The sequence below is a fragment of the Bradyrhizobium sp. Crot121 genome (assembly GCF_059512385.1).
Window position 1 is genome coordinate 162,110 of the sequence record NZ_JCAMOR010000004.1, and the last position, 11,389, is coordinate 173,498.

The 11,389-nt window shown below is 63.4% G+C and carries 12 protein-coding genes and 1 pseudogene; 11 read left to right on the forward strand and 2 right to left on the reverse strand.

The genetic code is table 11. The features are described 5' to 3' along the window. The first annotated feature begins 88 nt into the window (after positions 1-88). The 10 genes and pseudogenes from dnaK (at position 89) to AC5ZGW_RS06840 (ending at position 9,024) form a co-directional block, all read left to right on the forward strand. Positions 89-1,987 carry a molecular chaperone DnaK gene (dnaK, locus tag AC5ZGW_RS06795; protein ID WP_130225528.1) on the forward strand — a complete coding sequence of 633 codons (1,899 nt, stop codon included), beginning with the start codon at positions 89-91 and terminating at the stop codon, positions 1,985-1,987. Positions 1,988-2,129: 142 nt separating this feature from the next. Continuing rightward, positions 2,130-3,260: a molecular chaperone DnaJ gene (gene dnaJ / locus AC5ZGW_RS06800; RefSeq protein ID WP_130225529.1), complete on the forward strand. Its 1,131-nt coding sequence runs from the start codon at positions 2,130-2,132 to the stop codon at positions 3,258-3,260. Positions 3,261-3,447: 187 nt separating this feature from the next. Further along, entirely contained in the window at positions 3,448-4,050 is a 603-nt protein-coding gene (locus AC5ZGW_RS06805) for a class I SAM-dependent methyltransferase (protein ID WP_130225530.1), read from the forward strand. A gap of 46 nt (positions 4,051-4,096) precedes the next feature. Further along, a complete protein-coding gene (locus tag AC5ZGW_RS06810; RefSeq protein ID WP_130225531.1) occupies positions 4,097-4,675 on the forward strand; it encodes an NADPH-dependent FMN reductase in 579 nt (192 codons plus the stop codon). Positions 4,676-4,681: 6 nt separating this feature from the next. After that, positions 4,682-5,392, forward strand: a complete 711-nt coding sequence (gene pyrF / locus AC5ZGW_RS06815; protein WP_130225532.1) for an orotidine-5'-phosphate decarboxylase — start codon at positions 4,682-4,684, stop codon at positions 5,390-5,392. A 19-nt stretch (positions 5,393-5,411) separates the two neighbouring features. After that, positions 5,412-5,714, forward strand: coding sequence for a DUF1330 domain-containing protein (locus AC5ZGW_RS06820; RefSeq protein ID WP_130225533.1), 303 nt, complete (start codon positions 5,412-5,414; stop codon positions 5,712-5,714). A 99-nt stretch (positions 5,715-5,813) separates the two neighbouring features. Continuing rightward, a complete protein-coding gene (locus tag AC5ZGW_RS06825; RefSeq protein WP_165435186.1) occupies positions 5,814-6,827 on the forward strand; it encodes a M23 family metallopeptidase in 1,014 nt (337 codons plus the stop codon). Positions 6,828-6,989: 162 nt separating this feature from the next. After that, a complete protein-coding gene (dapB, locus tag AC5ZGW_RS06830; protein ID WP_130225534.1) occupies positions 6,990-7,805 on the forward strand; it encodes a 4-hydroxy-tetrahydrodipicolinate reductase in 816 nt (271 codons plus the stop codon). Between the two features lie 67 nt (positions 7,806-7,872). Next, positions 7,873-8,496 carry a 2,3-bisphosphoglycerate-dependent phosphoglycerate mutase gene (locus tag AC5ZGW_RS06835; protein ID WP_130225535.1) on the forward strand — a complete coding sequence of 208 codons (624 nt, stop codon included), beginning with the start codon at positions 7,873-7,875 and terminating at the stop codon, positions 8,494-8,496. Beyond that, positions 8,493-9,024, forward strand: a pseudogene (locus AC5ZGW_RS06840) (GNAT family N-acetyltransferase). The gene AC5ZGW_RS06835 and the pseudogene AC5ZGW_RS06840 overlap by 4 nt, the downstream one beginning before the upstream one ends. 48 nt (positions 9,025-9,072) lie before the next feature. Here the strand turns inward: AC5ZGW_RS06840 and AC5ZGW_RS06845 are convergent. Beyond that, a complete protein-coding gene (locus AC5ZGW_RS06845) occupies positions 9,073-9,969 on the reverse strand; it encodes a methylated-DNA--[protein]-cysteine S-methyltransferase (RefSeq protein ID WP_130225536.1) in 897 nt (298 codons plus the stop codon). Between the two features lie 54 nt (positions 9,970-10,023). After that, positions 10,024-10,542 (reverse strand): DUF2244 domain-containing protein, encoded by a 519-nt coding sequence (locus tag AC5ZGW_RS06850; RefSeq protein ID WP_130225537.1) that lies wholly within the window; start codon positions 10,540-10,542, stop codon positions 10,024-10,026. A 23-nt stretch (positions 10,543-10,565) separates the two neighbouring features. Here AC5ZGW_RS06850 and nth point away from each other — a divergent pair, with 23 nt between their 5' ends. Then, positions 10,566-11,330 (forward strand): endonuclease III, encoded by a 765-nt coding sequence (gene nth / locus AC5ZGW_RS06855; RefSeq protein WP_130225538.1) that lies wholly within the window; start codon positions 10,566-10,568, stop codon positions 11,328-11,330. The last annotated feature ends 59 nt before the right edge of the window (positions 11,331-11,389 follow it).

The following is an 11,389-nucleotide window of genomic DNA, read 5'->3' on the forward strand; positions in this document are numbered from 1 at the left end:
TATCGCGAGCATTTGAACGTGTGGGGGTTCGGTTCGGTGCGCCGTCAGGGCCCAGCCAACCTGCCTTAGAAAGAAGGAAATCAGAATCATGGGAAAGGTCATAGGGATCGACCTCGGCACCACGAATTCGTGCGTTGCCGTAATGGATGGCAAGAACGCGAAGGTCATCGAGAATTCCGAGGGCATGCGGACGACGCCGTCGATCGTCGCCCTCACCGATGATGGCGAGCGCCTCGTCGGTCAGCCGGCCAAGCGCCAGGCGGTGACCAATCCTGAACGGACATTCTTTGCGGTGAAGCGCCTCATCGGCCGCCGCTACGACGACCCGATGGTCGAGAAGGACAAGAAGCTTGTCCCCTACAAGATCGTCAAGGCATCGAACGGCGACGCCTGGGTCGAGGCCGACGGCAAGACCTATTCGCCCTCCCAGGTCTCCGCCTTCATCCTGCAGAAGATGAAGGAGACCGCGGAAGCGCATCTCGGCCAGAAGGTCGATCAGGCCGTCATCACGGTTCCCGCCTACTTCAACGACGCGCAACGCCAGGCCACCAAGGACGCCGGCAAGATTGCGGGCCTTGAAGTGCTGCGCATCATCAACGAGCCGACCGCGGCCGCGCTTGCTTACGGTCTCGACAAGACCAAGTCCGGCACCATCGCGGTGTACGACCTCGGCGGCGGCACCTTCGATATCTCGATCCTGGAAATCGGCGACGGCGTGTTCGAGGTGAAGTCGACCAACGGCGACACCTTCCTCGGCGGCGAAGATTTCGACATGCGGCTCGTCAGCTATCTCGCCGACGAATTCCAGAAGGAGCAGGGCATCAACCTGCGCAATGACAAGCTTGCCTTGCAGCGCCTGAAGGAAGCCGCTGAGAAGGCCAAGATCGAATTGTCGTCGACGACGCAGACCGAGATCAACCTGCCCTTCATCACGGCCGACCAGACCGGGCCGAAGCATCTGACGATGAAGCTGACCCGCGCCAAGTTCGAGGCACTGGTTGACGAACTCATCCAGAAGACCATTGAGCCCTGCCGCAAGGCGCTGAAGGATGCCGGCCTCACCGCCGCCGAAGTCGGCGAGGTGGTGCTGGTCGGCGGCATGACCCGCATGCCGAAGGTTCAGGAAGTGGTGAAGCAGTTGTTCGGCAAGGAGCCGCACAAGGGCGTCAACCCGGATGAGGTCGTCGCCATCGGTGCTGCGATCCAGGCCGGCGTGCTGCAGGGCGACGTCAAGGACGTCCTGCTGCTCGACGTGACCCCGCTGTCGCTCGGCATCGAGACGCTGGGCGGCGTGTTCACCCGCATCATCGACCGCAACACCACGATCCCGACCAAGAAGAGCCAGGTGTTCTCGACCGCTGAGGATAACCAGAACGCGGTCACCATCCGCGTCTTCCAGGGCGAGCGTGAAATGGCGGCCGACAACAAGATGCTCGGCCAGTTCGACCTGATGGGCATTCCGCCGGCCCCGCGCGGCATGCCGCAGATCGAGGTGACCTTCGACATCGACGCCAACGGCATCGTCAACGTCTCGGCCAAGGACAAGGCGACCGGCAAGGAGCAGCAGATCCGGATCCAGGCATCCGGCGGCCTCTCCGAAACCGACATCGAGAAGATGGTCAAGGACGCCGAGGCCAACGCGGCCGAGGACAAGAAGCGGCGTGAGGCCGTCGACGCCAAGAATCATGCGGACGCGCTGGTGCATTCCACCGAGAAGGCGCTGGCCGAGCATGGCTCGAAGGTCGCCGAGACCGAGCGCCGCGCCATCGAGGACGCCGTCAGCGACCTGAAGGAAGCCTTGAAGGGCAATGATGCCGAAGCGATCAAGGCCAAGACCAACGCGCTGGCGCAGGCTTCGATGAAGCTCGGCGAAGCCATGTACAAACAGCAGGCCGAAAGCGATGCCGCCAAGGACGCTGCGAAGGATGATGTCGTCGACGCGGAGTTCACCGAGGTCGACGACGACAAGAACAAGAAGTCTGCTTAAGACGCGGGCGTAGGATGATGACCCCCATGCCAAGAGCGCGCCGAGCGTCTCCATGGATGGGGGTCATTTTTCGTTAAGCCGGACACTGCATCTTGCCGAACGCATGGTCCGGCATGAGGATGAATTCGGGCGGGTTTGACTGATGTCTACCAAGCGCTGCTATTACGAGACCCTCGAGGTCGAGCGGAACGCGGACGAAACCAAGCTGAAATCGGCTTTCCGTAAGCTCGCGATGAAATGGCATCCGGACCGCAATCCCGGCGATGCCACGAGCGAGGTCAGGTTCAAGGAAATCAACGAAGCCTACGAGGTCCTGAAGGACAACGATAAGCGCGCCGCTTATGACCGCTACGGCCATGCCGCGTTCGAGCAGGGCATGGGCGGTGGCGGTCCAGGCTTCGGCGCTGGTTTTGCCTCTTCTTTCTCCGATATTTTCGAAGACCTGTTCGGCATGGCCGGGCAGCGGCGTAGCGGTGGCCGCGAGCGCGGCGCCGATCTTCGCTACAACATGGAGATCACGCTCGAGGAGGCGTATCTCGGCAAGACCGCGCAGATCGAAATTCCTGTCTCCGTCACCTGCGAATCCTGCTCCGGCACCGGCGCCAAGGCCGGCACCAAGCCGAAGACCTGCTCGATGTGCGGCGGCGCCGGCCGCATCCGCCAGGCCCAGGGCTTCTTCACGCTGGAGCGCACCTGCCCCGGCTGCCAGGGCCGCGGCCAGATGATCGAAGACGCCTGTCCGTCTTGCTCCGGCTCCGGTCGGGTCACACGCGAGCGCACGCTGTCGGTCAATATTCCCCAGGGCGTCGAGGATGGCACCCGCATTCGCCTCGCGGGCGAGGGCGAAGCCGGCGTCCGCGGCGGCCCGTCCGGCGACCTCTACATCTTCCTGTCGCTGACCCAGCACGCGTTCTTCCAGCGCGATGGCGCCGACCTGCACTGCCGCGTGCCGATCTCGATGGTCACCGCGGCCCTGGGTGGCGAGTTCGATGTGCCGACCATCGACAAGGGCAAGACCAAGGTGAAGGTACCGGCCGGAACGCAATCCGGCCGCCGATTCCGCATTGCATCAAAGGGCATGCCGGTGCTGCGCTCGCGCCAGACCGGCGACATGTATGTCCAGGTCGTGGTCGAAACGCCCCAGAATCTGACCAAGAAGCAGCAGGAATTGCTGACGGAGTTCGAAAAGCTCTCCTCCGGCGCGACGCAACCGGAAGCGGTAGGTTTCTTCTCCAAGGTCAAGGACTTCTTCGGCACTCGGACGGGTACCTAGCGTGGTCGCGGAAGCGATGGGCGTAACAGTGCCGAAATCCAAATTGGTGCATAGCGTTATCGCCGAACTGCGTTGCGGTTCGGCGGAACAGATGCGCGGGCGATCTGCTTGACCATAACGGCTTCGACCTATACCTCTTTATGACTGTTTTCTGACAGCCGCTCGCGCGGTCCCGCCTGGTAGCGACATGCCCCTGCAATCGTCCGTGCGTCCGTTGAAGAAGCCCCGTCTCGACGACGAGGTCCGCTTCCTCCGGTCATGGATCGAAAAACCGCTGCATGTTGGCGCGGTGATGCCGTCAGGCCGGTTGCTCGCGCGCACGATGGCGCAATATGTCGATGTCAGATCGGAAGGTCCCGTCGTCGAACTTGGTCCCGGGACCGGTGCGATCACCAACGCGCTGATCGAACATGGCGTCGATCAGAAGCGGCTCGTGCTGGTCGAATACAATCCCGGCTTCTGCGCGCTGCTGCGCGAGCGCTATCCGCAGGCCAAGGTGGTGCAGGGCGACGCCTACAGGCTTCGGGAATCGCTCTGGGACGCTTTACCCGCGCCGGCCGCAGCGATGGTCTCCGGCCTGCCGCTGGTCACCAAACCGATGATCACGCGCCTGAGATTGATCCGCGACGCCTTCGCGGCCCTGGCGCCGGGCGCTCCCTTCGTCCAATTCACCTATTCGGTCGTCCCGCCGATCCCGAAATCGCTGCCGGGCGTGTCCACAGAAGCTTCCGAGCGGATCTGGATGAACCTTCCGCCCGCCCGGGTCTGGGTGTATCGCAAAGGGCGGTGACACCCGCGCGTCGCGCGGCGGGTCTGCCGAACGCGATTCAAAAATAATGTCTGCGCTGAAAATACTTGTGATCCCGGGGTCGCTGCGATCAGGCTCGCTCAACGCGAAGCTCGCGGCCGTTGCAGCGCATGAATTCGCGCAGGCGGGCGCCGAGGTCAGCCGCATCTCTTTGGCCGATTTTCCGCTGCCGATCTACGACGGTGACCTGCAGGCAAAATCCGGCGTGCCGAAGAACGCGATCAATCTCAAGCGCATGATCGGCGCGCATCATGGCGTCCTGATCGTGACGCCGGAATATAATTCCTCGGTGCCGCCGCTGGTCAAGAACACCATCGATTGGGTGAGCCGCGTGCAGGATGCCCATGAGACCCGCGGCCAGGTGTTTCGCGATCGTGTCTTCGCCATCGCTGCCGCCTCCGGTGGCCGGCTCGGCGGCAGCCGCGCATTGGCGGCGCTCCGCCTCATCCTGTCGGCCTGCCAGGCCCCCGTGATCCCGAACCAGCTCGCGCTGTCATTTGCCGAACATGCCTATGACGATATGGATCGCTTAAGGCATCCCGCCGATATCGAGGCGATGCAGGCCATGGTGCGGCAATTGATCGACCTTTCTCAACGCATGATGTGAGGTGACATGCAGCCAGCCGATATCGCGCCGAAGGACCGATTGATCGTGGCCCTCGATTTGCCCAGCGTCATCGTAGCGGAAGCGATGATCGACAAACTCGGCGACAGCGTGAATTTCTACAAGATCGGCTATCAGCTCGCTTATGCCGGCGGCCTGCCGCTGGCGCGCGCGCTCGCAAGCGCCGGCAAGAAGGTCTTCGTCGATCTCAAGCTGCATGACATCGGCAACACGGTGGCGCGCGGCGTCGAGAGCATCGCGACGCTTGGCGCGACCTTCCTCACCGTGCACGCCTATCCGCAGACCATGAAGGCCGCCGTCGAAGCACGCGCGGGATCGAACCTCAGGATTCTCGCGGTCACGGTGCTGACGTCCTATGACGACAATGATCTCCACGCCGCCGGCTATCGCTTCAACGTTGCCGATCTCGTCGAGGCGCGCGCGCAGCAGGCGCAGGTGCTCGGCGTCGATGGGCTCGTGAGTTCGCCGGAGGAGGCGGCCTCGCTGCGCAAGATCGTCGGGCACCAGATGAAGCTGGTGACACCAGGCATCCGCCCGACCGGTTCCGCGAGCGGCGATCAGAAGCGCATCATGACGCCGTCACGTGCAATCGCCGCCGGCGCTGACTATCTGGTGGTCGGACGGCCGATCCTGGAAGGCGCCGACCCCAAAGCCGCCGCAGAAGCCGTCCAGGCTGAGATCGCGCAGGCGCTCGGATAGTAACAAAGGAGAAAAAGGGATGGCCAAGGGATATTGGATCGGACGCGTCGACGTTCACAACGAGGAAGGCTACAAGCCATACATCGCGGCCAACGCGGCCATCTTTCAGAAATTCGGTGGCAAGTTTGTCGTGCGCGGCGGCAAGTTCACCGCAGTCGAAGGCCAGAGCCGTTCCCGCAACGTCGTGATCGAGTTTCCCGACTACGAAACGGCGCTGACTTGCTATCGCTCGCCAGAATACCAGGCCAACATCAAGGTCCGCCAGCCGCATTCGATCGCCGATCTCATCATCATCGAAGGCTACGACGCGCCCCAGTCCTGAGCCGGCCTTCTTCGCAAGAAGGTGACGAGCCACGCGTTGTCCGAATAACAGTCGACAGGAAATGATCCCTGCGCTGGATAGCTGATAGGCTTCGGCCAGATGATTGCGACGCCGTCCACCATATCCACGAGCTTCATACGGTCCGTCGCAGCGATCGCGACCGCAGTCGGCTTTGCCGGCTCCGCGCGCGCGGAGAACATCGAGCTTGGAATGCCCGTCGGCTGCGAGATTGGCCGGACCTGCTACATACAGAACTATGTTGACGACGATCCGTCGCAATCGAGCCGCGATTATAAATGCGGCACGCTCACCTACGACGCACATAACGGGACGGACTTCCGCATACCCTCGCTCGCGGCGCAAAGATCCGGCGTGGACGTGCTCGCTTCCGCAAGCGGCCGCGTTCTTCGCATGCGCGACGGCGTGCCCGACGCCACCGGCAAGCCAGCTCGCGAGGCCGTGCGCGATGTCGAGTGCGGCAACGGCGTCCTTATCGAACATCCCGGTGGCTGGGAAACCCAATACTGCCATATGGCCAATGGCAGCCTGGCGGTGAAGCCCGGCGACGACGTCGCCCGCGGGCAGCGGCTCGGCCGTATCGGTCTGTCGGGTCTGACCGAATATCCTCATCTGCATTTCACTGTGAGGTACAAAGGAGCCGTCGTCGATCCCTTCGCTTATGGTGCCGTTCCCGGCTCATGCGGCAGCGGTGAATCGCTCTGGCAGCCCGCGCTCCGCGCCAGGCTTGCGTATCAGGAACGAGCGGTGCTGAACGCCGGCTTCATGAATGGTCCGCCGACCATGGAACTCATCGAGGAAGCAAGTGCGGAGGGGCAATCCGTATCCGCCGATTCCCCCGCGCTTGTTGTCTTCGTTCGTGCCATCGGGCTGAAAGCGGGAGACACCCAGGGGCTGGTGATCAAGGACCCGCAGGGACAAGTTCTGGCCGAAAATCGAGCCGCGCCGCTTCAGAGCAACAAGGCGCAGTACATGTTGTTTGCGGGAAAGAAGCGCCCGCCGAACGGCTGGGGCCGCGGCACCTACAAGGCAACCTATACTGTCGAACGCGACGGCCAGGTCGTCTTGGAAAAGCAGTTGGAACTAGGGCTGTAGCCACGCGGGACGGCGGCCTCGGCGATCCCGCCGGCGGGCCAGATCGGACTATCGTTCTGCCCGCCTCGTTTCCAGCTTTTGCTTGCCTATGGGAACGTCTCGCAAGAGACTCGGTTGCCGGAATGGCCTGCGCCCGCTATAGGGCGTGGTGAGGGATAAGCCATGGCCGATATGCGCTTGATCGTTGCGGGGGCCGGCGGCCGGATGGGCCGTGCCTTGACGCGCGCCATCTCGGAGACCCCGGGCGCGGTTCTGACCGGTGCGCTGGAAGCGCCCGGCTCCGACCTTCTCGGGGAGGACGCCGGCGTGCTCGCGGGCCTGCCGGCCAACGGCGTCAAATTATCGGCTGATCTTTGGTCGCTCTCGGCCAATGCCGACGGCATCCTGGATTTCACCGTGCCGGCGGCAACGATCGCCAATGTCGCGATCGCGGTCCAGCGTGGACTCGTCCATGTCATCGGCACCACCGGGCTGTCAGCGTCCGACGACGCGGTGATCCGAAGCGTCACCAACCGCGCCGTGGTGGTGAAATCAGGCAATATGAGCCTCGGCGTCAACATCCTGGCGGCCGTCGTCAAGCAGGTCGCGAAATCGCTCGACAACGCCTTCGACATCGAGATCGTCGAGATGCACCACAAGGCCAAGGTTGACGCGCCCTCCGGCACCGCTCTCCTGCTCGGCGAAGCCGCCGCCGCCGGCCGCGGTGTTGCGCTCGAGAAGCACTCGGTGCGCGGCCGCGACGGCCACACCGGGGCGCGCCGCACCGGCGATATCGGCTTTGCGTCGCTCCGCGGCGGCACGGTGCCCGGCGACCACAGCGTGATCTTCGCCGGACCGCATGAGCGCATCACGCTGTCGCACCTTGCCGAGGACCGCATGATCTTTGCGCATGGCGCGATCAAGGCGGCGCTATGGGCACATGGCAAGGAGCCCGGGCTATACTCCATGATGGATGTGCTGGGGCTGTCCGACGTCTAACGCATGATCCGGAAAAGCGGGACCGGTTTTCCGATATGATAATGCTCAAACAAGAACGGAATTTGGAATGAGCGATCGTCTTCTCGTGCTGGTGCGCCATGGCCAGAGTGAATGGAATCTGAAGAATCTCTTCACCGGTTGGAAGGACCCCGGTCTTACCGAGCAGGGCATCGCTGAAGCAAAAGAGGCCGGGCGCAAGTTGAAGGCGCAGGGACTGTCGTTCGATATCGCCTTTACTTCGGTGTTGAAGCGCGCGCAGCATACGCTGGATCTGGCACTCGCCGAAATCGGCCAGACCGGATTGAAGACGCTCAAGGACGTCGCGCTCAATGAACGCGATTACGGCGATCTCTCCGGTCTCAACAAGGACGACGCCCGCAAGAAGTGGGGCGAAGAGCAGGTCCTGATCTGGCGCCGCTCCTACGACGTGTCGCCGCCCGGCGGCGAAAGCCTGAAGGATACGCTGGCGCGCGCGCTGCCCTATTACGTGCAGGAAATCCTGCCCTGCGTGCTGCGCGGCGAGCGCACGCTGGTCGCCGCCCACGGCAATTCGCTACGCGCGCTGATCATGGTGCTGGAGAAACTGTCGCCCGAGCAGATCGTGAAGCGCGAGCTGGCGACCGGCGCACCAATCATCTACCGCCTCAACGCCGACTCCACCGTCGCCTCCAAACTCGACCTGGCGGCGTGAGCGGCAGCGTCGAGATATCCGTTCTCGACGCGCCCGTACCGGACGCAGCCCTCGAGCAACTCGCATCGGTCCTCGTCGATTGTGTCGACGGGCGGCGCCAGTGTCAGCTTCATGGCGCCGTTCTCGCAAGCCGACGGGCTTGCGTACTTTCGTAAGGTCGCGGACGCGGTCGCGTCAGGCGAGACTATCCTGCTTGCAGCAAAGCTCGATGGCAAGATCGTCGGCACGGTCCAGTTGGGTCTCGACACGCCGCCCAACCAGCCGCACCGCGCCGACCTGAAAAAGATGTTGGTACACCGTTCCGTCCGTGGGCGCGGCATCGGCGCAGCTCTAATGGCGCAGATCGAAGTCGAAGCCATCAGGCGCGGCCGCTGGCTGCTCGTGCTCGACACCGTGCCGGGCGAGAACGGCTATCGCCTCTACAAGCGCGCCGGCTGGACCGAGAGCGGGATCATCCCGAACTACGCGCTGTTTCCTGACGGCGCGCTCTGCGACACGGCGGTGTTCTGGAAGCGGTTGGATCGCTGATCGTGCGATGGGTTTCGCTGCGCTCTGCCTATCCTGCGAGCTACTCCACTACTGCAATCCCAACTGCCCGGCTTCCCAGCCGAGCATCGCCTGCTTGCGGGTGATGCCCCAATGATAGCCGGTCAGCGCGCCGCTTTTGCCGAGCGCGCGATGGCAGGGCACCACGAACGACACGGGGTTGCGGCCGACTGCGGCGCCGACGGCGCGCGAGGCCTTCGGGCTGTTGATCTTGCAGGCGATGTCGGAATACGACACTGCGCGCCCCATCGGGATCCTCAGCAACGTCTCCCACACCCGCACCTCGAAATCGGTGCCGATCAGGACCACGCGCAGCGGCTGGTCTGGCCGCCAGAGTTTCGTGTCGAAGACACGCTGTGCAATCGGAGCGGTGCCTTCGGCGTCCTCCACATAGGTCGCGTTCGGCCAGCGCCGGCGCAGGTCGGCAAATGCGGTTGCTTCGTCGCCGGGATCGGCGAAGGCGAGACCGGCCAGACCGCGGCTGGTGGCGATCACGATCGCGGTTCCGAATGGCGAGGGGTGGAAGCCGTAGTGCAGCGTCATGCCGGCGCCGCCAATCTTCCATTCGCCCGGCGACATCGCTTCATGGGTGACGAAGAGATCGTGCAACCGGCCGGGGCCTGACAGTCCTGAATCGAGCGCGGCATCGAGCACACTCGCGGAATCGCGGAGCAGGTTCTTGGCATGATCGAGGGTGAGCGCCTGCATGAACGCCTTTGGCGTGAGCCCGGCCCAGCGGCGGAACAGGTGATGCAACTCGTCCGGCGTCACACCGGCGGCGTCCGCCACCGCCTCGATGGTCGGCTGCGCGCGCCAACGCTCGGAGATGAAGGCGATCGCGCGCCGTACCGAATCGTAGTCGCGCTGCGCGGCACTCTGGAGGCCCGACTTGGCCAAACGCTGATCGTGGATGGCGAGTGTCATCATGGGTGCTGATTTAGGGCGCATGCGGCGGTTCAGCCACCCGTTTTCCGACAACCCTCAATGGATTGGATTGTAGATCGGCCCGCGCTTGGCGGCGTTCAGCGCGGCAATTAAGGCTTTGGCAAAACTAGCTTTTTCGTCTGGACCCAGGAAGCTGCCGATGTCGACCCGGCGTCCCCTGGAAACCAGATAGAGCCGCTCGATGCCGAACTCGGCGTCGACCTGCTGCTCGAACTGCACCCAGAGCGGATTGAGCACCCATTCCGCGATATGCCCGTGATGGTTGACCCGGCGCACCCGCAATTCCGATGGCGTCACTGTGATTTCCTCGCAGGCCTGGGCGGTGCGGAAATTGACGCGGAAGGCCCAGTAGATGACGAGCACGTCGAGGCCGAAGAAGCCGAACACCGGCCAGGCGCCCATCCACCAGAATACGGCGCCGGCCGCAAAACTGACCGCGCTGACGATGCTCATCAGCACGATGAAGCCGGTACGATTGAGCGAGCGGTGCGGCGTCAGCAGCGCCGAGAACAGCTCTGGTTCAAGCGTGGGGTCAAAGTCGTTGCTAGCAGTCATGACGCACCAGTATATGGCCGATCATGGCCAAAATCATCCGCGCTCAACGCGCCAGGAAACCCACCGTTCGATCGTCGCCGAAAAAATCGGCAAAGAAGCCGGTGGCGAGGCCACCCGCTCGCGCGGCAAAGAAATCCCTTAAAGCCCAGAAGCCCTGGACTCCGGCCGAAGTGCGCGAAGCGTTCGAACGGTTCCGCAAGGCCAACCCGGAGCCGAAGGGGGAGCTTGAGCATCTCAATCCGTATACGCTGCTGGTTGCCGTCGTGCTGTCGGCGCAGGCGACCGATGCCGGCGTCAACAAGGCGACGCGGGCGCTGTTTGCCGTCGCCGACACGCCGCAGAAAATGCTCGCGCTCGGTGGGGAGAAGCTGCGCGACTATATCAGGACCATCGGTCTCTATCGCACCAAGGCCAAGAACGTCATCGCGCTATCCGAGAAGCTGATCTCGGATTTTGGTGGCCAGGTGCCGCGCACCCGCGCCGAGATCGAGTCGCTGCCCGGCGCTGGCCGCAAGACCGCCAATGTTGTGCTCAACATGGCCTATGGCGAACATACGTTGGCGGTCGATACCCACGTGTTCCGCGTCGCCAACCGCACCGGGCTTGCGCCGGGCAAGACGCCGCTCGAAGTCGAGCTCGGACTGGAGAAAGTGATTCCCGCCGAGTTCATGCTGCATGCACATCACTGGCTTATCCTGCACGGCCGCTACACCTGTCTCGCGCGGAAACCGCGCTGCGAGGTATGCCTGATCAACGATCTTTGCCGGTGGCCGGAAAAGACGGTCTGAGCGATGATGGCCGCCCTCGGCCGGTCGCTGTCTCGGTAGTTGCGTGAGAAGGATGACCT

Excerpts from the sequence above, each read along its gene's own strand:
- dnaK (WP_130225528.1), top strand. The coding sequence starts at position 89 with ATGGGAAAGGTCATAGGGATCGACCTCGGCACCACGAATTCGTGCGTT.
- dnaJ (WP_130225529.1), top strand. The coding sequence starts at position 2,130 with ATGTCTACCAAGCGCTGCTATTACGAGACCCTCGAGGTCGAGCGGAAC.
- AC5ZGW_RS06805 (WP_130225530.1), top strand. The coding sequence starts at position 3,448 with ATGCCCCTGCAATCGTCCGTGCGTCCGTTGAAGAAGCCCCGTCTCGAC.
- AC5ZGW_RS06810 (WP_130225531.1), top strand. The coding sequence starts at position 4,097 with ATGTCTGCGCTGAAAATACTTGTGATCCCGGGGTCGCTGCGATCAGGC.
- pyrF (WP_130225532.1), top strand. The coding sequence starts at position 4,682 with ATGCAGCCAGCCGATATCGCGCCGAAGGACCGATTGATCGTGGCCCTC.
- AC5ZGW_RS06820 (WP_130225533.1), top strand. The coding sequence starts at position 5,412 with ATGGCCAAGGGATATTGGATCGGACGCGTCGACGTTCACAACGAGGAA.
- AC5ZGW_RS06825 (WP_165435186.1), top strand. The coding sequence starts at position 5,814 with ATGATTGCGACGCCGTCCACCATATCCACGAGCTTCATACGGTCCGTC.
- dapB (WP_130225534.1), top strand. The coding sequence starts at position 6,990 with ATGGCCGATATGCGCTTGATCGTTGCGGGGGCCGGCGGCCGGATGGGC.
- AC5ZGW_RS06835 (WP_130225535.1), top strand. The coding sequence starts at position 7,873 with ATGAGCGATCGTCTTCTCGTGCTGGTGCGCCATGGCCAGAGTGAATGG.
- AC5ZGW_RS06845 (WP_130225536.1), bottom strand. The coding sequence starts at position 9,969 with ATGATGACACTCGCCATCCACGATCAGCGTTTGGCCAAGTCGGGCCTC.
- AC5ZGW_RS06850 (WP_130225537.1), bottom strand. The coding sequence starts at position 10,542 with ATGACTGCTAGCAACGACTTTGACCCCACGCTTGAACCAGAGCTGTTC.
- nth (WP_130225538.1), top strand. The coding sequence starts at position 10,566 with ATGGCCAAAATCATCCGCGCTCAACGCGCCAGGAAACCCACCGTTCGA.